The sequence below is a fragment of the Pseudoalteromonas distincta genome (genome assembly GCF_000814675.1).
Lineage (GTDB): Bacteria > Pseudomonadota > Gammaproteobacteria > Enterobacterales > Alteromonadaceae > Pseudoalteromonas > Pseudoalteromonas distincta.
In genome coordinates this window covers 91,452-114,114 of the sequence record NZ_JWIG01000030.1, presented here as the reverse complement: position 1 = coordinate 114,114, position 22,663 = coordinate 91,452, and the positions used below count along the sequence as shown (strand labels likewise).

Sequence of the window (22,663 nt, the reverse complement as noted above, 5' to 3'; positions counted from 1 at the left end):
TTTATAAAGTATTCATAAAGTTAAACTTGATTTACTCAGCTTCTAAGCTTTTGGAACAACCAACTTAACCCCACCAACGAAAGCCCTAATCCAATAAACGAAAGCGCTTTAAGTAAGCCCTCCAAGTTAGCCATATCAATTAAAAACACTTTAACAATAACTGCAGCTAGTATGCCTAGGCCTACTTTTTGTATTAATAATTGATTTTTTAAATGCCCAAAAATAACAGTACCCGCACCCAATACTAACCAAATAACAGAGTAGCTATAGAGCTCTGCATTGCTCGCCCCTTTTGATAAGTATATGTAAGGACCTTGCCAGTACTGACGAATAAAGCTGTTTATTGCCAATAATATAAAGCCACCCGCAACGGCCAATATAAATGGCGTAGCTTTAGCATTTATTGGTTTTACAAGCTTGGCCAGCCAAAGCGTTAATCCTGCAGGTACTAACCACAATAGTAATAACCAGTTAAATATTGGCAGCTCACCTATGAAAAGTGATTCAAATAATGGGTTATCGTCAAGCAGTGTTTTAATAGCAAAAAGCCCTGCTAACCCCGCAAGTGCAAAACCCGCCACTTTATATAACTTAGCTAAAGTACCGGCAAGTTTTGCTCTATGTAAATACACACACCCTAATGCCAGCCAGTTACAGGTAAGGAGTATTTGTTCGTAAAAGTTAAGTGAATCAAATTGCGGATAATGCCCTACTAGCTGATAACTTGTTTCGGTAGTAATAAAAAGCGCTAAACAATGAAGAGCTGCACCTTCGAGCCATATTTTAAGTTTTGATGAGTCAAAGCACTTAGCTGCGGCAAAAAATAACGCAATACATAACGGATAAACCACAATACTCCAATGCAAACCAAATACCGTTAACGCATCGTAGCTTGGTGTCCAAGGCGCAAGCGTTAAGCGCAGTAATAACGCAGCAACCAAGGCTTTTATAGGCCAATGTGGCATAGGCACGTTATAGCGCTTAATAAGTACGCTTATAAGTAATACTTGTACAGCAAGTGCAATGGTTAGGCCGCTGTCACTTAATAGCATGGTAATTGCTAACGTAATATTGGCATTAGCCCCTACCCAATAAGTAAAACGCTGAAATAGCGTTGTATTATGCTGCGCGAGATTTATTAAAATAGCTGCCACTATAAACAATACAACGGCCCAAAGCGGATACGCTGTACTTAACGCAGAATTAGGAATAAGCGTATATAAAGTCGCTATCATTACAAATGCACTAAATGCTCCCGTAATATGAAACGCTAAACGCTTAATCTGTTTTTTACCGTAATAGAGCCCAAAAGCGGTAAGTAACAATCCGAGTAATAAACCCAAACCGTATTCATTTTTGAATATAAAGAGGGCGTCATCAAATAGGTTTGGCGAAAGATGCGTGCTTTCAGCACTTATAACTAATAGCGTTGAAATAACTAACGCTACGCCCTGCCAAATATCCCAACGGCTATTTTTAAGGACTAAAAACAACACCAATACAATACTCAACACGCCGATTGTTTGCCACTGCATATCAAAGTGACTTATTAGCATTGTAAATATTAAGGGTGCTATAAAGGCGAGTAATAATGCATGATCTGGAAGCACTTTAAGTAAACGTTTTAAACTGTGCGGGCGATGTTCAATAACATTCAGTTTTAGACCTAAGCGCGGTATAGCAATTAACCCTACAATACTAAGTAAAGCAAATGCCCCCATTAACCAAACGGTATTAACTTCAAGTAGCGTAAAACCAACTAAATACCAACCAATATGCCCTGCCCATAATAAATACCACAACCAAGCTCGCTGCACTTTATGTGCAACTAACGCAGCCGACAAACTTACAAAGCCAACATACATAAATAATGCAAACAAGTTACCGCTGCCAGTGCTAACCCATATTGGTACACTATAAGCGCCAATAATACCCAATACAGCCAATAATGGGCCTAACCTAAGCGCCATAGCACTTGCGCTAATTGCAATAACTGCCAGTGTAAAAAATGCCACGGTAGGGCTCAGCATGTCGTAACTGCTGTAAGCTAAAAGCGTTAAAGCAAAACAAGTAATAAACCCGCCACTTGCAAGCGCTGCGGGTATGTAATTATTAAAGCCTTCAAATACAATGCGTTTATGGTGTAAATAAGCTGCGGCTGCAATTAAGCTAAGCCCAAATAATCCACCTAAACTCAGCCTCATTACAGGTGATAGTAATCCCGCTTCTAGGCTGTATTTAGCTAAAAATATGCCCCCAAACGCAAGCGCTATTGCGCCTATCCAGGTCATCCAGTTCTCTTCAAACCCTGCGCGTAATTTATTAAATAGTAATTCTATGGCTGATGCTTCAGCTGGTTTGGCTTTTTTAGGAGGCGCTGATGGCTGATTTATTAAAGGTGGTGACGCGTTTTGGGACGTTAAGCTTGGCTGTGCTTTATGAGCAATTGGCTCTGATCTTGAAAGCGCTGCCTGAGCCGTAGATGCTTCACTTTGAGGTTCACTTTGCGATATCGATTTATGTGTTTGTAGATGTGTTATTTTGGCCCTTAAAACAGCAACTTCTTGTTTTAATCCATTTAACTGCACTAGCGCTATTAAGCCGCAAATAGCACCCGCAACTACAACCAGTATTACTATGACGGCTAACCCAACTAAATCATCCATGGCACACTCTTATTAATTATTATGCCCTGAGTGTACCTAATTATTAATGAGTAGGTAAATTTTGTTCAATAAAAAGCCTAAGTACTTAAAGTGCTTAGGCTTTATGCTACTTAATATGCTTAGGTTTATTCAACACTATCAGTAATAGTGCGCTCTAGGGTCATCTTATAACCTGAGCTTGTTGTTTCATCATGCTCTAAAATCAATATGTAGTTACCCTCTTGTGTAAAGTCCATATCGCTTTGTTGAATAAGCACAATTTGCTGGCCGTTGTCTTCGTAAACAACATAAACTGTGTAAATTTCGTTATCTACAACCTGCTCTTCTTGGTCATACTTATCTAGGCCATCGACTACGTTACTGGTGTCGTCTACCGTTTCGCCGTTAAGTGTAAAGTACACATCTACATCTGAAACCGACTGCCCTGCGTAGCTTTCAATTAGGTTTACAACCGATACCGTATGGCTGTAACTGCTTGGTGTTAGATTTTCTTCAACGCTCATCATACGTAAACCGTTATCAACGTCGTTATAGAAAATACCCACCGCACTTTGCTCGCGCTCTAGCGTCATTAAAAAGTTATCAGCTAGTTTTGTACCTTCTTCGTCGTACATCGCTACGCTGTAACTATTAGGCGAAAGTTCAACATAATCGGTATAAGAGTCACTAGTGACTGTATTTGTTGTATTTACAGTTGTACCGCGTGTAGCAGAAAAGCTTACTGGCGAGTAGTCATCAACGGTATTTATAAAACGTAATTGCCCTAGGGCAGATTGATGTTTAAGCTCAGTAACGTAGTTATTATCGGTTACTACATCAAGCGTAATACCGCCCTCTTCTGTTGCATAACTTGGGCGGATCATTGCTACATAACTTGCTTCATCGTATAAATAAACAGATGACGACTCGTACACAACATCACTGCTGCCCGCTTCTGTTATGTAAATAGTGTAATAACCTTCATCAACGCTTTGCAGATCTAACTCACTTAAATATTGAGCCGATGAAAAAAGTGTCGCGCTTTCAAATACGCCATCATCAGTTGCTAAGTAAATATCGTAGTTAGTATCCTCACCTGCAATATTGTAAAACCCTAAGTTAAACTCACCCGTATCGCTTGAGATAGGTACGCTAAGCTCTGTAAATGTAGGCTCATCAAAGTTACCACTCATTACTACTAACTGTGTTTTATCACCCTTAATAGAAATTTCTTGATCGCTAATTGTTATATAGCTGTCGTTAGCATCTAGGTACTCAAAACTTACATCATAAGTGTCTGTGCTGTAGTTATGGCGAGTAGTTACATCAGCAAAATCAGCGCCTGAGCGCTCTGTTTCTTCAACAAACAAACGTGTGTATGGGCTATTGTAAGAGCCGTTATACAATTGGATGTAACCTGTAGAGCTTGAGCTATCGTCAGAGCCACAGCCCGACAAAATAGTAATTAGACTTAAAGGTAATGCAGCTTTTAAAAGGGAGTTGGTCATTAAGATTATTCCTTATTATTAATATCCCCATTATGACCCAAACATTCTATTTTAATTTCATGATTTACAAAGCATTACCCTCACTGACATTTCCTTACGAAAACGTTAAAAAGTGTAGTAAATGTGCAAACAATAAGGACGTGTTCTTATGTAATTAAAACGCTTACGGGGCAATTTCAAAACGATCTCGGCCACTCTTCTTAGCTAAATATAAAGCTTGATCAGCGCGCTTCATTACTTTATCTAAAGGCTCATTAGGCGTTTGCATTGCAACACCTATACTTACTGTTAGGTGACGAGAGTTTTGAATATTTATGGTGTGCGCAAGATCAATTAATTGCTGCGAAAAATCACACGCTTGCGTCATATTATTTGTAGGCAAGTAGCCACCAAATTCTTCACCACCGAGGCGAGCAAATTTGTTTTGGTGCGTAAAAGCATTGTCGTATTTAGTTGCTAGTTCTTTAAGCATTACATCACCAACATCATGACCAAACTCATCATTAATCATTTTAAAGTGGTCTATATCGATAATTAAAATAACGTAAGGTGAGTGTTGAGCATCTTTAGCGTGCTGATAAAAATAACGTCTATTATGTACCTTGGTTAAATCGTCAATAATGAGCTCACGCGCTAATCGGTTATTAATACTTTGTACAAAGCGCATAGTTTTAAATAAACCATAGGAAGTTAAAAGCATGCCGCTGGTTCTGCATAAGTCCTCAAAATAAATACTTATCCAATAAGGTTGCACAACTAACTCATCAAGCACGTCTGCCGTGGTGCCAATGCTCCATAGTAATAAACCAAAACTAGAAAAAATATATGCTTTTTTAGATAGCTCAGAGCATTGAACCATCCAAAACAGAAATATAATGACAATTAAATTAATAAAATCGGTAGTAAAACCGTACACATTGTTTTGAACTTGTAAGGGAGGAAAGTTAGTTAGGGAGTAGGCTGAAAAAATAGCAATATAGATCAATAAAGCTAAACTTAAAACTTTATTGATCAAAGGCATTTTATAAAAGTTAGAAAGTTTAACGGTAAGTTTTACTGTTTCAATCATATTAATTGCTAGGTTTTTCAGTACTTCATTTGAAAACTATAGCACAATAATAAAAACCATCACGAAGATGAAAACCGTAATCCCCCCCAAATTTAAACTTAAACTACGGTACTAAGTCCCCACAATCCTAACACTAAAATAGTAATGCCAATCATCGCTTTAGTTTTATGTTTACTAATGATTCGCTCAGCTTCATTACCGGCATAATAAACAATAATAGCCAGGCCAAAGTAACGAATAGAACGCGCAATACCCGAGGCCAATAAAAATAGCCAAATAGAGTACTTAGTCGCGCCTGCTGCAAGCATCGCTATTTGAAACGGAATGGGCACAATGCCCAGTGTTATTACAAACCAAAAACCTTGATCTTGCATTTTTTGTTTAACGTTTTCAAATTGCTCAGGGCTCGAAAGTGTATTAATAATCCAATCGCCTACTGCATCAAATAAATAATAACCTAACGCATAACCAAACAATGCCCCCACTATGCAGCCTAAGGTCGCCATTAATGCTATAAGCCATAGCTTTTCTCGACGAGCTTGCATAAGAGGCACAAGCACTGCTTCAAGTGGAATAGGAACTATGGTTGACTCTAAAAACGACGCCACTGTAATACCGCTAAGCATATGCTTAGAGTCAATAAAATTACGCGTTTTTTCTTTTAGCTTTTTTTGAATGGCCATAGTAAATCCTTTTCACTTATCAGTAAGAACAAGATTATTCAATGAGCTAATAATTACATATTTAGGTTAATACACGCTGAAAACAGTGTAGTAAATTTATCAGGTCCTAGGGCGTATTGATCTTTATGGATTGAAATTTGTTCAATCCAAGGAAGATTAAATCGCGGCGCGAGGTTTGTAACCTAGTGGGCTCGGTAACTGCTCCTGCGTTACCCTACTGGCTTACATCCATGTAAGAATAAGTAAAAATCGAGCAAAGCTTCCGCGTCCTGCTCACGCCCCTTACCTACATCCATGTAGGCAACAAAGAATTAATCGTCCCTAGAAAGAACCCAGAGGGCAGCGCATGTTTGGTATTTATGCTGCGTTATCGCCTTATTTATGAGGAATAACCACACTACATAGGCTCTGCCTAGCCTAAAAACCAAACACACAGCTGCAAATTCAACCACCAATGATCAATACGCCCCACTGCATTAACAAATTAGTAACATCTATAAGAATATTTTATTATGTGTCAATGCAGTTAAATGCCTACCAAAGCAGTTAAAAACTTATGCAAAGTGCGCGTTTTATTCCCTTTAGAAAACAAGATATTGTTGATATGTGTAGCGAAGAGCTTAAAAGCAGTACACAAAAAACATCGTTTAAACAATTTTGTGATTTACTAGCAAGCCTTATTCATTACGATTACCACCCAACACTTGAATCACTTAAAATAATTGCTCACCGCCTATTCCTATTAATGATACACATTCATTAACACCTATAGGCGACTAAAAGAAGCATAATGCCAGCATGATTTAGCGTCGGGTAACTGTAACGCAAGTGACCAGCAATAAACTTGAGACCCCCAAAAATCTTATAACCAATTTATTTTAATGAAAATCATGACAAAAATGAGATTTGTTGACTTTAATGACCATTAAATTATAGCGTAAAATAAAGACTTATTAATTTCATTGAGTTATTAAATTTAAGTAAGATTAGCTTTAGGAAATTACTTTATGAATTGGTAAATTGATCATACAAATATTGGATTTCAGGGAGGTATCTCTATTTCCAGTTTATGCTAGATACAGTCCTTGAATGTTTGGCAGAGGAGAACTGAAAGCTGCATAGATGCTGTTACATTATGCCGTTTGAGAATATATTAGCTCATGCGAGTACTTTACAAAATTACGCCTCAAGCTGCGAGGAATTAAACCCGGAGAAGATTAAAAATCTCTTGGGCAATATCACACTGATGATGAACTAGAAGCCAAATACAACTAAATTATATTGTTAAATAAAAGCCAGTCCCCCAGCCACTAATGCCGATCATTTAAGAATTAGTTAACAGCACTTGAACGATCTTCTAGGTATGTAAGAATCCGAATTCTTTTGTAGAATTCGGATTTTTTATGCAACTTTCTAATTCTCTCGATATTATTAACAACATCAAACCTAATGACGTTGAAACACTCGCAGACTTACTCCCTTTATCTCTTATCGAAGAAGCCTATGCACTGACCGAAACCGGTACACTACGAAAAAGAAAACTATCCCTAGAATCGATGGCTTGGTTGTTGATCGGGATGGTTATTTATAATGACAAATCGATGGCCGATATCGTTAATATGCTCGACATTGTTGACCGCGAGGGTAAGCCATTTGTTGCGCCAAGTGCTTTAACTCAGCGTCGTAAAAACCTAGGTGAAGCCGCTATGAAAGCCTTATTTGAATGCACCCAAAGGCATTGGAATAATGGCGCTAATCATCCTCATTGGAATGGGCTTACCTTGCTTGGTGTCGATGGTGTTGTTTGGCGTACGGATGACTCACCCCAAAACAATGAAGCCTTTACAAAACCGACCAATACACAATACCCACAGCTCAGAATGGTGTGTCAAATGGAGCTAAGTAGCCACCTAATCACGGGGAGTGCTTTTGATGATTACAAGGTCAATGAAATGGTGCTGGCTGAAAAGCTTATAGAAAACACACCCGATAACAGTCTCACTTTATTCGACAAAGGTTTCTATTCTTTAGGGCTTTTACATAAATGGCAAACGACTGGCAATAAACGCCACTGGCTAATCCCCCTCAAAAAAAATGTGCAATATGAAGTTATTCAAACATTAGGGCGTAATGATAAATTAGTCCAACTTAGCAGCAACCCAAGAGCAAGAAAGATGTGGCCAACGCTGCCTGACACCTTAATAGCGAGGTTAGTGACTCGAAAAATAAAGGGTAAATCATACAGTGTGATGACATCGATGACAGATCCGATGCAATATCCGTCAGCCGATATAGGCGATTTATATAGTCACCGCTGGTGAGATAGAGCTTGGTTATCGCGAACAAAAGCAATATATGCTGGGTCGCTTACCTGCGCTTGTAAAGCAAGAGCTGTGGGGAGTGTTGCTTACTTATAATATGGTGCGATATCAGATGGTAAAAATGTGCCACACATTAAAAGGTGATTATTTACCATACCAACTCAGTTTCAATGGTAGTTTAGCTCAAATAATGAGGTTGCTTGTTGGATTACCTTATTCAACACCTGGAGCCATACCACGTCAATTAAAATACTTTTATGCGATGGCAGAAAGCCTCATTCTAGAGCCACGAAGAGGGCGAAGTTTTCCTCGTTCAGTCAACCCAAAGCCGCAGTGATACGCTATAAATAAAAAAGCCGCTCACCTTAAGTGAACGACATTACTACCCCAGCCACTGGGTTACTGGTCATACATATTACAAAAAATTAAAACCCTGCCACCCTTTCAATTGACCAAAATGCACCTAAACTACCCACAAAAAACAATGCGGCAGTACGTGAGTAGCGCTTTATTTTTTCGTTATGAGTTAGCTGGCTTAATAATGCAATGGCTAAAATAAACATGACTTGCCCTGCTTCTACGCCGACATTAAAAAATAGCAACGCTAAGCCTATTTCGTTCTGCGGTACTCCCAACTCTTCAAGGGCGCTTGCGAAACCTAAACCATGGATAAGGCCAAACAATATAACAACTATTGTGGATGTTCCCAGTGCTCTACTACTTTGCTGGCTATTCGCTTTATTGGTTTGATGTAAAAATGCCTCTCTTGCCATCAAAACAATTGAAAACGCAATCAACACTTCTATCGGCGCAATAGCCACTGACACGACTTGGTAAAACGACAATGCCAACGTCACAGAGTGCCCAACCGTAAATGCGGTAACTAACTTAAGTAATTTATAACCCCTCGCGAGTAAACATAGACACATAACAAAAGCTAGATGATCCCAACCGAACCAAATATGCAAAATACCTTGCCAAAAATAGCGTTTAATTGTTTCAACTTTCGTCAGCTTATTATCACTTAATTCTAATAGAGGAATAACCATAGTATTCAGGCTGCGTTTGAGTGCGAGACTGGCTTTTCGCTCTTGTGTAATTAATTGAAATGTTGCGCCATCTAAATTCCACGGAGTAACAATCACGGCATCTTGGGAAAACTTTTCACTGCATATAAATTCATATTTTAACTGAGATTTATTACCAAACGCTTGATTGTTAATCATCTGCATTTTGCAACTATCAGGCAGCGTAAGCTCAGTGCTTTTTATAACAACTGTGGGTAACTGTGCTGTCAATATGTAACTATTCTCTTCTTCGCCTTGGGTCAAGCGAAACTCACCGGCATTAAAGATATCAGCACTTGCATGGGAACTTAACAATAAAGACAGTAACAGCAATAGCTTATGTATAAATAACGTTCTTAATATATGACTATTCAACATAGTGGATAATCTCATATTTATCTTCTAGGTCATCGACATAATCTCTAACAGAACCTTCAAGAATATCAACAGTATAATCGTTAGTAACTTGCATTTTGGCTTGTTCAAAAGTAAGTGGCTTTATCGGTTGATGGCTTAATACTTTTACAAAGTGCCAGCCCAACATTGATTGCTCAGGCCCTATCCACTCATTTTCTGGCGCGTTAACTATGCGCTCTAAAAATGGCTTACCAAACATACCTCTAATCATACTAATACCGTAATCAGGTAGCACTCGGCCACGCCAAAATTCATCACCGTCAACGCTTTCTCCTGCTTGTAACTGATTTAAAATTGAGGAGTCAGGTTGTTGAGTAAAATAAACATGTTGAAAGCTCACCGATGCTTCAATTTCATAACGTTTAATATGGGTAAGGTAATATTGAACTAACTTAGCTTCGTCTGGCTCGGGTAAAATACCTGTAATTTGATAGCGCATTTCTTCAATCAGTTTGGCGCGTACTTCTGGGTCAGTTAAATGCATTCCGGCTTCAATTGCTTCACGAAATAGCACTTCTTCTAAGATGTAATCGTTTTCAATTTTTTTTATTTCTGACTGCGATGCTTCTCGCCCTGTTAATAGCTCGTATTGCTCTACAAACATCTGCCGATTGTCTTCACTTAATGCCACCGGTGTGCTTGCCTGTAAAACAACCGCGTTATAAAAAGCAAATACGAGGGCACCCACTAATAAAAATAACACTAAAGGGTCTTGATACAATTTTTTAAACATATATTACTCAACATTGACCATACAAATAAGAGCCCTACTTAATTAGGTAGTGGCTCTTCTGTTCAAATACATTCTATTTATTCTGCGCTTTATTTAATGTAATCAGGATCAACAACGACCTGTTTGCCCTCTTTTTTACCTTTAATCCCGGCAGAAGGCTGCATGTGTTCTGTCGTTAATTCAGACCAGTAATCACCTTCTGTAATGCCTTCATGCCTCATTGCAATACCTGTTAAACACGCATGCATAATAAAGTTAGCGTTAAGTGCTGAGCGGTAAGTCGGATCGAGCAGTGGGTCTAGTTCTACAATTTCGAATCCAACCATTTCATTTTCAGTACAAAGCCCACGAATAATTGGGATCGCTTCACGCATTGTTAAACCACCAGGCACCGGCGTGCCTGTTCCTGGAACAAAAGCCGGATCTAATACATCAACATCAAAAGAAATAAATAGCTTTTTGCCTCCGGCTTTGGCTTCACTTAATGCTGTTTCCATTACGCTTTTCCAGCCTTTTTTCTCCACTTCGGCCATGGTGTGATAACGCATTCCATTATTGCGCATCCACTCAAAACCTTCAGCGCCAGGCCACGGCCCGCGTAAACCCACTTGAATAAAGTTTTCAGCTTTTACATGCCCTTCTTTTACCGCTCTATAAACGGGTTGACCATGGGTTATCCAGTGAGTGCGCCCTTTACCTGCATCATAATGTGCATCAAAGTGCACTACACCAAAACTTTCTTTACCATGAACGTCAGCCAATCCGGCGATATCTGGGTATTCCAAGCTATGATCCCCACCAACAATAAAGGGAATAGCCCCCGTTTCAGCTATTTCTCTGACTCGCTCTCGTACATGATGCACTGAAATTTCGGTACTCATGTTGTCAATAGCGATATCGCCATAATCAACAATGCTCAGCACGTCACTAGGGTTAACCATCGTATTCATGTCAACACCGCCTGCGCCATATTCATTTCGCATAGCTTGCGGACCAAACCGCTGGCCTCGATAATAGCTTCCCATATCTAATGGTGCGCCCACAATGGCTACATCCACGTTACCCGCAATCAGATCTTCTGGGTAAATAGCTAACGGAGCCCCGGCAAAAGTACGAACACCTGAACGGCTATTTTCCATGTACCTGCTTAAATGAATAGGTCCAGGTTCACGTTTTGGATTTAAATTTTGCGGGCGCTCTGCTTTCCAGCCATTAAACGAGGCTGCTTTGGTATTTAAAGGAATGCTCGCCATATCGGTTTCAGGATTAAACTTATTCGCTTGTTGCACCTCAATCATAGCGTCAAGGTAGGCTTCAATTTCAGTCGTGGATTTAGTTTTCATTGCTTGATAAAAACGATCCATAGTTCCGAGTAACTGAGTCGGTATGGAGGAATCGAGTATCTGTAGTTTATCTTGTGGTATGGTTTTTACTTTTTGTTCAAATTCACTAGGCATATTTAGTTTTTTTAGATCGAACGTTTCTTTTGCCCAACTAACGCTCGTCACTAAACTGATGGCTAACATCAGCATAATTTTGGTTTTGTAACGTGACATTGATATCCCCTAATTACAATAATATGGTTATCTAACTAAAAAAAGAGTTAGCCAATTAAAGGGCTAACTCTTTTTTACCATTAAAGTTCAAAGTTATATCTAAACTTTAAACCTGCTGTTCTTGGGGTGTTAACATAATGGCCATAGCCACGGGTTAGATCTGAACGATTTTGGTTAACTTCTTGTCCCATACCAACTTGGCTTAAATCACCTCGTACAGATAAGTTAGTATATTTATCAAATAGGTTATTAACATAAAAAGTAACAGCCCATGCTTCGTCTGAGAACTTAGCGGTAATATTACTTAATGCATAGCCTGGTAATACTTCACCATCCGCTTTTAATCCCACGGTTGAATACGTATCACTTTGACCGGTAAGGCCATAAGCTAAATCAAGCATTTTCCCCATCATCTCTGTACTGTAAACAAGACCTAAAGAGAATGAACTTTCCGGTGAACCCGGTAAGCGGTCGCCATCGGCACCGTCATACCAATATTGTGATTCGTCGTCATACACGCCAAATAGGAATGGCGCAGAAGCAGTCAGTTCCGCTTTTGCATAAGAGTAAGTTGCATACGCTGAGAAATTATCAGTAAATATCGCCCGTGATGATAACTCAATACCCTTGGAGTTCGCACCTTCTGAGTTGGCAGTATAACCAACCGCACCATTTACGGTGGCACCATTTACTTGTGCATCTTTCCACTCAACATTAAATAACGCAGCGTTTAAGTGGAGACGGTTTTTAAGCCAAGTTGTTTTAAAGCCCAGCTCATAGTTTACTGTCGTATCAGGCAAATACAGTTGCTCATTTGGGAGCGCACAAATAATTTGATTTTCAATTTCGTCAATATTACTTGGGCAAGCGGCTACATCATTGGCACCACCAATTCTAAACCCTTCACTTATTGTTACGTAAGCTAACGTATCATCAGTGAATTTATAGCTGGTATTAAATTTAAATAGTTCGCCATCGTTTTTGTTACTTACGGTATCAAAATCAAAAACAAACGAATCAGGATCTCGGCCATTAAATACAGTTTGATACAGCGGTAAATCAACCGCAGATGAAGCACTCACCTCATACCAGTATTTACGTACGCCAACAGTAACATCCCATTGTTCGCTAAATGCGTAACTAATTTCACCAAAAAGCGCTTTTTCTGTGGTTTCATTTTCACTGCGAGAATAATACTCAATGGAGTCAGGTCGTAAAAAACCTTCTGCGCCAAATTCATCAATCGCGAATTGGTCAAACCCAGGTGTAAACTCTTTACTATAACCTTCACCTTCGTCTTTATTATAATATCCACCTACAATCCAAGTTAGGGGGCTATCGGCGGTTGATACCAATCTCAACTCTTGAGTAAAGGTGTCATCTGATGAAACGTCTTCTGTTGAAGCAGCAAATGCAGGAAACTCTTCATAACCGTAATTTAGGCGGATAAGTAAATCAGTTTGATCTCGGCTTCCTTCACCCTCTGTGCTTGTAATACCGGTGGATGAAACGAGTTCTGCAAAGCCTAAATCAATATTCATTTCTAGGCTAAGTAAGTCATTGGTTCGCTCATAAGGTTCAAGGTAACGATAAGCGGATTCATACTTGCCAACTTCACCTGATAATTCACTCTCAGGTGATAACGAGTTATATTGCGAAATTTGACGACCACCCAACTCTTGTTTTTGGTAAAAATAAGTTAAGGTACTATCAAACCAATCCGTCGGCTGCCAACGCAATGCAACTCGCCCTGTTACGGTTTGTTCGTCATTTACATCTTCTACTGAATACAGGTTCTCGCTAACGGCATTAGGATCGCTCCAATCAGGATCGGGTAATGAAACACCGGGCTCACGTACCAAGTAGTTATAATCAATAAAGCCAGGATCATCGACATAGTTTAATGACACGCGCATACCTAGCGTATCGTCAATGAGCGGCGCATTAAATATAAATCCACCTTCAGTTCCGAGACTACCGCTTTCTTGGGTTTGCGAAACATCAGCAAAAACAGACCCTTCGGTATACTCAAGATTTACAGGATTAGGGATATAACGAATCGCGCCCCCTAATGTGCCGGCACCATATAAAGTCCCTTGTGGGCCAATTAATACTTCAACACGCTGCATATCAATTAAACGCATATTAACAAATAAGGGGGTTTCACCTACGTAGGTGGCAACAGTTCCACTGTTTGAACCCGGGCCTGATGAATTGGTATTTAAGCCCCTAACAATTATCGGTGCGTCATAACGCCCGCCTTGATCTGTAATTGTTAAACCAGGAACCCACTTAGCAACATCTTCCAATTCGTTAATATCTTGCTGCTCAAGTAAATCGGGTGAGATTGCCGAGATATTGATAGGGACATCTTGAACCGTACCAGCACGGCGAGTAGCCGTTACTTGAATTTTTTCCATGCCCTCATTAACTTCTGGTTCGGCTTCTTGTGCCATGGCAAGTTGGCTGGTAAATATTCCACTTATTGGCAGTAGAGCAATACTTATAGCGCTGGCGACTTTACTTCGTTTGGTGCGACTTTTCTTATTCATATGTAGTCTCTTTTTATGCTATTAAATGTTTCATCGGCTTGGCAGAAAACGTTCTAAGTAAGTGCTTGTAATAGGTGTTCGACTACTTACTGCTTTATTTTTCTACAATTACAGTATGGATTGAAGGTATGACCATGGGTACTCGCACTTTTGCGGTATCAACTACGTCATTTAACTTAGATCACGAACACTTTCTGGGAATAACGCTTCAATTTCTGATGTATAAGGACGATAACGTTGCCACCTTCCTATAGACGATTGGTTTATCGGCTCTCTTACTTGCATTTTGCTCGCTGTTGATACTGGGGCATCGTTGCTCTGTATAGACACACAGTTTGGTTCCCACTGAAGATCACAGAACTTTAATAACGCCCGGACCTCATTGTCAGGATCTTTTGTAAGCTGTTCATAATTAACAATTTTGGTAAACTGGTTATCGTATTTTTCCCACGCAGTAACCCACGTCAAAAACTGTTGATAAAACCAACCGCAATCAGTTAAGTTTTGCGTGTATTTATAATGAGGGTTATTTAGTGAAAATAGCTGTCTAAAATTACCAATACATGTGTCTAACGGGTTTCGGACTAAACAGATAATCTTTGCATTAGGAAATGCACTTCTAATAAAAGGTAGGTAAAAAAAGTTAAAGGGCAATTTATCAACAAAGCGTCCTTTGTTGTCTCCAATATGGGCGGTGCGAGATAAGTACGCCTGTGCCAATGTAGTAAAATCAATATCTTGAGTTGATGTAAAGATAATAGGATCAAGTACCGAGCTACCCGATGCTTTACTAGCTCGCTTTAAAAGCACCCCAAAGTCTTCAAGTTCCCCCCCAGAGGCAACTTCACTGTGCCCTGATAATATCCGCTCTACAAGCGTCGTGCCAGAACGAGGCATACCCACTACAAAAATAGGACGATGACTTTGTACATCTGAAGCCGGTAATCTGTCTTGTAGCATCTGATGTAAGTTTTCAAATAATGTAAGGTCTAGTTTTCGTTCATACGGGCTCTGTAAAGCCCGTTTATTCTTTGCACTAATCAGTGTTTGAATTGAGGCGGTGTAGTCTTTGGTTTTATCATACTCTTTAGCCAACGCATGGCTTAGGTGCATAATTGCTTCAATACTTTGGTTTTCAATGGCGAGTTGAGCATTAAGTGCTTTAATATGCGCCTGTATGGCTTCATCTTTAGTCAGCTCTGAGATTGCAAAATGTGCCTGATAATAATCCGGTTTTACATTTAATACCTGCGATAAGGCTTTATAGGCATCATCTAATTTACCGCAAAATTTCGCAGAAACAGCAAAGTTATAAAGTAATTCTGGTGTGGTATTTTTTTTAATGGCTAATTTAAAACACCGTAATGCTTTTTGATGTAAGCCAACCAAGCTAAAGGTCACGCCTAACTTGTCTAGTTCAGCAGCAGAAACTAGCTGTTCGGGGTCCACTGTATTGCCAATAGCGACCACAGCGTCTGATATACCAAGTAAAGCGTATGTTCTGGCTAATTCAATGCGGTATTTCGCTGTATCTTTGATACTAATTGCATTTTTTAGTAATTCTGCGGCTTTGTTATATTGATGAATTTGAATATTAATCAATGCCAATAAATAATAAGCGTCGGTATAAGTGGGCTGCTGTTTAATTATCGATACACTTAAGGCGTGCGCGGTTTGTAAGTCTTTATTGTTAAATGCACCAACTGCATTTTTATATTGCTTATTGTAATCCACTAACATTTAATACCTGCTGACATTATGCTTCTGACAAGGTTCTAATAGCGATACCCGCAGCGGTTGTTCTATTTTCCACTCCAAGTTTTACAAACACTTGCTCTAAATGCTTATTAACGGTGCGTGATCCTATGTTTAGGATCATGGCAATTTCTTTATTGGTTTTTCCGTTTGATAACCAATACAGCACTTCAGATTCACGGCTGGTAATATTAAGTTTAACTTTAAGCTTTTCTTCGTTGGATGGGGCCGCGGTGTAATGACAAATACGAAAAGTGCAATCACCGGTGGCTTGGCGGCTGACCAAGGTTAATTCGCAGCTGCCACCTTGGTACGCTATTTTATTAACAGCGCCAACGGCTTGACCGCTTTGATTTATTTGCGCGACAAATGGCAATAAACTCTCGTTAAGCCAATCATCACTCTGGGGAATATTAGATAAAAAATCATGTGTTTGTGGTGTGGCCCACAATAATTCGCCTTGAGGACTGATAGCAAAAATTGTTTGCCCAATACTGTCTAGCGCTTTTTGTGCGCTGGTGGTTAGGTGCGCGTTTGTGACGTGCGTTTTAATACGTGCAATTAACTCCTCTGGGTTTACCGGCTTTGTCACATAATCTACCCCCCCGGCATTCAAACCTTTAAGGATATTTTCAGGCTCTTTTAGACCTGTCATGAACACCACGGGTATATGGCTTAATGCTCTATTTTGCTTTAACCGTATACATGTCTCAAAGCCATTCATTTTCGGCATAACTGCATCAAGCAAAATAATATCGGGTTCGATTTGCTCTGCAATGGTAATTGCTTGGCTGCCTTCAAGCGCAACTAACGTACTAATGCCTTCTTTTTCCAAAATGTCATTAATAAGGCTTAGACAGTCAGGGGAATCATCTACAACAAGAACAGTATACATATGTAATCACCCACACTCCGTTAAGCTAATTGTATAGGCCTTATTAGGCTCTCTAATAAGGTCTATACAAAAGTTAACAGACTCAGTTTACTACTGATTTTTTTTAGTTATATGCAAGCTGTGCAATTTACATTCCAATAAATTAACAAGCTATCAATAATAAAGTTACTTTTGACTATTATTTAGTGCTAAAGGGTCTGTGTAGTCTGACTCTGTGATCCCTGCTTTGCGCATTGCGATCCCTGTTAGGCAGGCATGCATTATATAATTTGCATTTAATGCCGTTTTATAACTGAGATCTAAATAAGGGGCAACATCAAGCATTTCAAATCCAACGACTTGTGTTTCAGCGCACATGCGACGCACCATTCTAACGCTTTGATGTATCGTTAAGCCCCCAGGAATAGGCCTTCCGGCACCTGGAGCATAAGCAGGATCAAGTACACTCATATCAAATGAGATGAATGTTTTTTGCGTTGAAAGTTTTTTAATACTCGCGTCCAGCACGACCTCAAAACCACTTTTCTCTATTTCAACCATGGTGTGGTATTGAATAGCTTGCTCATTTAACCACTCGAGAGACTCTTTATCTTGTGAAGGTCCTCGCAAGCCAACTTGGAGTAAATTTGAGCCGACAAGCACCTTATCTTCAAGCAACCGTGATACACTTTGTGCATCAGAATAGTAATGATCTTGTTCGAGTGCACCATTATAGTGAGCATCAAGCTGAACGACATTAATATTCCCATTGCCATAATTATCAACCATTGCTGCAACGGTTGGGTACATGATCGAATGATCCCCCCCAACTATAAATGGAATAGTTTTTGCTTTAACCATTTCACCAACTTGCTCACGAATGTGATCAATATTCAACTCTGTACTTAAATAGGCTGTTGCGATATTCCCAAAATCAGCAATGTTTAATAATTTAGTAGGGTCTACACCACCAGCAATATCATAGCCACTTAAGCCATACATTCCCCGTAATACAGTCGGTGCATTTTGCGAGTCTCTCCAACCAGAACCTAACGCCAACGGCACACCCACAAATGCAACTTCCACTTTCCCAGCAATTAAGTCCTCAATACGAATAGCTACAGGAGCATTAGCAAATGTTGGGATACCATCTTGTTCATGAACGTACCGCTGTAAATTAATCGGGCCTGGCGTACGCTTGTATTCATCTAACATAGCAGGAAGCAATGTTGTGCTGCGGTTAAAACCTTCTGCTTTTGTATTTAAAGGAATTGAAGCACTATTTGATAGCGGTGATAAAGGCTCTAAAATACCATTTTTAACATTATTAACGTTGTCTTGGCCTTGCTGGAAAGTTGCTAGCGCCATTGTTTTTTGCATGTCTGATACGTACTGCTTTACACCTTTAGCATCTCGTGTCGCAATTTGGTTAAATACTTTCTCTTGGGTTAAGTCAAACCATGCTAATTTTTTTGAATCTCGTAAAAATGCTAGTTCATCATCAGTAAGCAAGCTTAATTTATCTGACTCTGTAGGCGGTAAAACAACCTCTTGCTTAGCCCTTTTATCAATGGTGGATGTACAGGCAACTAATAAACTAGTTGCTAATAAACATGAAACTATTGCGGTCGAATTAGGTGAAAACTTAATTAGTTTGTTCATTTTTTATCTCCGTAATAATTATCTTGTCCATGTTCAGAAGACAACTCGCTGATAAAGCCTTTTTCTGTTATGCCTTTTTTCTTCATCGCGATCCCAGTCATACACGCATACATTAAGCTGTTCGCATTTAGCGCACTGACATAAGTCGTATCCAAAGCGGGCGCAAGTTCAACGATATCAAAACCAACGAGCTTAGTTTCAGCACAAAGCCTGCGTAAAATGGGGATCGCCTCACGCATTGTTAAACCACCCGAAACCGGGGTGCCAGTGCCGGGTTGAAAGGCAGGATCAAGTACATCAACATCAAAAGATACATATAAGTATTCGGTGTTTTCAGTGGCCTCTTTTATCACTCTGTTCATCACAGCATCCCACCCTCGGCGTTCAACTTCAGCCATTGTGTGGTATTTCATACCGATTTCTTTTTCCCATTCATAGTAACTTTTACTGTAATGAGCACGTAAGCCTACCTGAATAAAGTTTTCAGGTTTGATATGTGCTTCTTTCATTAATCTATAAATAGGTTGCCCGTGACTCAGTAAGTGAACACGTCCTCTGCCGGTATCTAAGTGGGCATCAAAATGCACAACTGACACTTTACCTTTACCATAAACATCCGCGATAGCGGCGACATTTGGATACTCCAATGAGTGATCACCCCCAATAATGATTGGTATCGCACCGGTTTGGGCTATTTCGCGCACCACACTACGCACCTCTTGAACACTACGTTCAGTACTTAATTGATCAATGGCAACATTGCCGTAATCAACCATATTAAGCTCTGCTCCTGGGGTTACCATTGTTGAAACATCTGTTCCGCCAGTGCCTCTTCTGAGCATACGCATAGCACGAGGTCCATGAATCGCATCACGCCAACCAGAACCCATGTCTAATGGCGCTCCGACTATCGCAACATCGACTTTACCAGCAGTCAGATCTTCAGGCGTTAGCGCCACTGGCGCATTAGCAAATGTAGGTATACCTGAACGTCCGCCCCCGATATAACGCCCTAACGAGATTGGGCCTGGCTCTCTTTGTGGATTCATTGATTGAGGACGCTTTAGTCGCCAAGTATTAAAATCGGCAGAATCTTTATTAAGTTCTATCGTGGCAGTATCACGGCCCGCTTTAAATTCTATTTGATCATAGACCGAGATAATCGTATCAACATAATTCTGCACTTCATCTTCTGGTGCATCTAATAGCAAATCAAACAAACGCTCTTTACTCAAAACCGCATTTGTTTTACCACTTTTAATAAACGCTTGTTTTTGCTCTGGGAGCTTATCGATAATTTCTAGAACATTTTGTGGGATTTCTAATGGTTTTAACGGGATCATACCCGGTGTTGCGGAGTCAATATTCGCGGGGACTTGACCTGCAACATTAGCAACAAATGGCGTGTCTTTTTCTGCATCAACGTCGGCTTTTGCATGCACTTTAGTTGCTGTAATACATGCAGTAATTGCTAAACCTATAGCAGTAAACTGGGTGAGATTCATAACATCATCTTATTTTTTATTATGGTGTATTTTATTATTACCTTTTAAGATAAGTTCTCAATGCGTCATATGACGCAGATAAAACATAAACGGTTAAAATTAGCTTAGGCATATTCCTTAGCGTAGGGAAGTATTGCTATTTAATTAGTAAGTTAATTAAGTATGTGCAGCGTGTTTGAAACACTCATGAAGGCAGGCGTAGAGCGCTTATTTAACAATAAAACTGTTCTTCAAAGGGCGGCTTAAAGGCAGCCCTTTGAGTAAAATATAACGTAAAGCTAGAATGGGTTACCTAAAGCAAAAAATTAATTCCGCTTAAAGTGGTCAGTTCGCATTTGTTATTTTTTCTTTTTACGTTGTAGATAACGATAAACGAATGTCAGCACAATCGAGGCAACCAAGGTCCAAAATACAATATGATATGCAATATGCACATTATCAGCTAACATGTGATCTTCATGGGCATTTGCAATTGACGCAAAAAATGAAAGTGCAATTAATAAAAATTTCATTATTTTCTCCTCACTACTTAAGTAGCATTCCTTCAGTTTCTATAAAGTTGATGATTTCATCCAGTCCTTGTTCTGTTTTTAAATTACTAAAAACAAAAGGTTTACTCCCGCGCATTTTAAGAGAGTCTTCTTGCATGACATCAAGCGATGCCCCCACATAGGGCGCTAAATCTATTTTATTAATAATTAACAGATCTGATTTTGTAATGCCGGGCCCGCCTTTACGCGGAATTTTATCTCCTGCTGAAACATCAATTACGTAGAGCGTGAGGTCTGAAAGCTCAGGACTAAACGTTGCGCTTAGATTATCACCACCACTTTCAACGAGCACAAAATCTAAATTTTCATGGCGCTGTTGGAGTTCATCAATTGCCGCTAAATTCATCGATGCGTCTTCACGTATCGCAGTATGTGGGCAACCTCCTGTTTCAACACCAATAATACGATCTTCATCCAGTACGCCGTGACGCGTTAAGAACTGCGCGTCTTCATGTGTATAAATATCATTAGTGACAACAGCCATATTATATTTTTTGCTCATTTTTTGGCATAGCGCTTTTAGCAATGCGGTTTTACCTGAACCTACAGGACCACCTACTCCAACACGGAGCGTTTGTTTTGTCATAATTTTTTTCCTTAAGAACGAAATAATCTTGAATATTGTTGTTCGTGCCAACTACTTGCAATAGCAAGCCCAGGCAATGATTGACCTATACAATCCCATTGCACAGATTGTGATTGAGTCACGCAATCAGGTATTTTTTTAGCTATTTCAAAGAGTAGGTTTTGCCCATCCGTTTGCCCCAACGGAATTAACTTTACCGCCGCTGCAATTTGAAAATCAACGAACGTCCATGCATAACCAGTCAGCGTTGTATCGATATCTAGCTGAAAATGGTGACTAGCAATAGCAAAACTACTTATAAAACTCAATTTATTAAATTCAGTTAACCATAACGGGGATTCTGTATGGTTAACTCCCTTTAAATTTTTTAAAAGCCTAAGCATTGCTGTACCCATAGCTTGCTCTGCCATAAGAATTTCACTTGTTTCGCGAGTAGCACATATTAACTGTTCGTTTTTTTCAAACTGTTCGTAGTTATTGCTTTGTATCGCGTTACGCTGGTGCGCGAGTAAGGGTAAGTCAGTATTGCCTAGAGATTCAAACAGCATCGTAGATACCCACTCGTTTAAGTCTGTTGGATTAGTTACCCACCCCTTTTCTATTGCAGATTCCAACCCTTGTGAAAACGAAAAGCCACCAATAGGTAAATTAGGATTACAAAGCTGTAATAAGCGAGTCAGTGCAAGGTTATTCATTAGCAATGGACTTATTATTCATGATGATGATGAGCTGAATGCCCATCTGATTGTTTAGCGTACGCACCACTTTCTGGCTCAAAAATAGCGGGGGTCTCATCGACATTAAGCTGGTATTTTGTTACCAGCTCGGTAAGTACATGATCAGGCTGAAAACGTAACCATCGATCACCTACTTGCAACCGAGTATGGCGGTTCCCTAGGTGATAACAAACTTTAGAAAATGTAAGCCAATCCTCTGTAGAGGCAGTAATAACGGGTTCTAGCTCCCCATTTACGCGGATCTTTTTACCGCAATCTGAAATTAATATTTCATCAATATGTAAGGGTTTTCCTCGTTCAAGAAATATACCAACATCCAACCCTTTATCAGTTTGTACTTTAATTCTTGATTTTTGCCTGGTATTAAAATCCAACGTGATTGTGTCATCTATCTCAGTTGTTGGAACATGTGTTCTTATATGTACTTCAATCATATTCATCT

At 39.6% G+C, this 22,663-nt stretch carries 16 protein-coding genes and 2 pseudogenes; 2 read left to right on the top strand and 16 right to left on the bottom strand.

The features are described 5' to 3' along the window. Positions 1-35: 35 nt before the first annotated feature. The 4 genes from QT16_RS19735 to QT16_RS19720 all read right to left on the bottom strand — a co-directional run bounded on the left by QT16_RS19735 (position 36) and on the right by QT16_RS19720 (position 5,905). Entirely contained in the window at positions 36-2,666 is a 2,631-nt protein-coding gene (locus QT16_RS19735) for a DUF2339 domain-containing protein (protein WP_039490373.1), read from the bottom strand. Between the two features lie 125 nt (positions 2,667-2,791). After that, positions 2,792-4,153: a hypothetical protein gene (locus QT16_RS19730; RefSeq protein WP_039490370.1), complete on the bottom strand. Its 1,362-nt coding sequence runs from the start codon at positions 4,151-4,153 to the stop codon at positions 2,792-2,794. Between the two features lie 163 nt (positions 4,154-4,316). Continuing rightward, a complete protein-coding gene (locus tag QT16_RS19725; RefSeq protein ID WP_039490368.1) occupies positions 4,317-5,222 on the bottom strand; it encodes a GGDEF domain-containing protein in 906 nt (301 codons plus the stop codon). Positions 5,223-5,320: 98 nt separating this feature from the next. Beyond that, entirely contained in the window at positions 5,321-5,905 is a 585-nt protein-coding gene (locus QT16_RS19720) for a YqaA family protein (protein WP_002961545.1), read from the bottom strand. 556 nt (positions 5,906-6,461) lie between these two features. On the opposite strand from QT16_RS19720, the pseudogene QT16_RS19715 reads away from it, so the two are divergent. After that, positions 6,462-6,676: pseudogene (locus QT16_RS19715) on the top strand (TMEM143 family protein); the annotation flags it as partial. Positions 6,677-7,308: 632 nt separating this feature from the next. Then, positions 7,309-8,563, top strand: a pseudogene (locus QT16_RS19710) (IS4 family transposase). 88 nt (positions 8,564-8,651) lie between these two features. Here the strand turns inward: QT16_RS19710 and QT16_RS19705 are convergent. From QT16_RS19705 to ureE, 12 genes are all read right to left on the bottom strand, one after another. Further along, positions 8,652-9,686, bottom strand: a complete 1,035-nt coding sequence (locus QT16_RS19705; protein WP_039490364.1) for a HupE/UreJ family protein — start codon at positions 9,684-9,686, stop codon at positions 8,652-8,654. Next, positions 9,661-10,443, bottom strand: a complete 783-nt coding sequence (locus tag QT16_RS19700; RefSeq protein WP_039490362.1) for a peptidylprolyl isomerase — start codon at positions 10,441-10,443, stop codon at positions 9,661-9,663. The genes QT16_RS19705 and QT16_RS19700 overlap by 26 nt, the downstream gene beginning before the upstream one ends. A gap of 89 nt (positions 10,444-10,532) precedes the next feature. Further along, on the bottom strand, positions 10,533-11,999 hold the full coding sequence (locus QT16_RS19695) for an agmatinase family protein (protein ID WP_039490359.1): 1,467 nt from the start codon (positions 11,997-11,999) through the stop codon (positions 10,533-10,535). Positions 12,000-12,079: 80 nt separating this feature from the next. Beyond that, the gene (locus QT16_RS19690; protein ID WP_039490357.1) at positions 12,080-14,551 is read right to left on the bottom strand and encodes a TonB-dependent receptor; all 2,472 of its coding nucleotides are present in this window, start codon (positions 14,549-14,551) and stop codon (positions 12,080-12,082) included. 171 nt (positions 14,552-14,722) lie between these two features. Then, entirely contained in the window at positions 14,723-16,291 is a 1,569-nt protein-coding gene (locus tag QT16_RS19685) for a tetratricopeptide repeat-containing sulfotransferase family protein (RefSeq protein ID WP_039490355.1), read from the bottom strand. A gap of 16 nt (positions 16,292-16,307) precedes the next feature. After that, positions 16,308-17,201, bottom strand: a complete 894-nt coding sequence (locus QT16_RS19680) for a response regulator transcription factor (protein ID WP_039490352.1) — start codon at positions 17,199-17,201, stop codon at positions 16,308-16,310. Positions 17,202-17,366: 165 nt separating this feature from the next. After that, the gene (locus QT16_RS19675; RefSeq protein ID WP_082007332.1) at positions 17,367-18,842 is read right to left on the bottom strand and encodes an agmatinase family protein; all 1,476 of its coding nucleotides are present in this window, start codon (positions 18,840-18,842) and stop codon (positions 17,367-17,369) included. Continuing rightward, on the bottom strand, positions 18,839-20,347 hold the full coding sequence (locus tag QT16_RS19670) for an agmatinase family protein (protein ID WP_039490350.1): 1,509 nt from the start codon (positions 20,345-20,347) through the stop codon (positions 18,839-18,841). The genes QT16_RS19675 and QT16_RS19670 overlap by 4 nt, the downstream gene beginning before the upstream one ends. Before the next feature lie 338 nt (positions 20,348-20,685). After that, positions 20,686-20,859 (bottom strand): hypothetical protein, encoded by a 174-nt coding sequence (locus tag QT16_RS20925; RefSeq protein WP_167334962.1) that lies wholly within the window; start codon positions 20,857-20,859, stop codon positions 20,686-20,688. A 13-nt stretch (positions 20,860-20,872) separates the two neighbouring features. Further along, positions 20,873-21,484 (bottom strand): urease accessory protein UreG, encoded by a 612-nt coding sequence (gene ureG / locus QT16_RS19665; RefSeq protein WP_039490347.1) that lies wholly within the window; start codon positions 21,482-21,484, stop codon positions 20,873-20,875. 11 nt (positions 21,485-21,495) lie between these two features. Next, positions 21,496-22,179 carry an urease accessory protein UreF gene (locus QT16_RS19660; protein WP_039490345.1) on the bottom strand — a complete coding sequence of 228 codons (684 nt, stop codon included), beginning with the start codon at positions 22,177-22,179 and terminating at the stop codon, positions 21,496-21,498. A gap of 14 nt (positions 22,180-22,193) precedes the next feature. After that, positions 22,194-22,655, bottom strand: a complete 462-nt coding sequence (gene ureE, locus QT16_RS19655; RefSeq protein ID WP_039490442.1) for an urease accessory protein UreE — start codon at positions 22,653-22,655, stop codon at positions 22,194-22,196. Between the last annotated feature and the right edge of the window lie 8 nt (positions 22,656-22,663).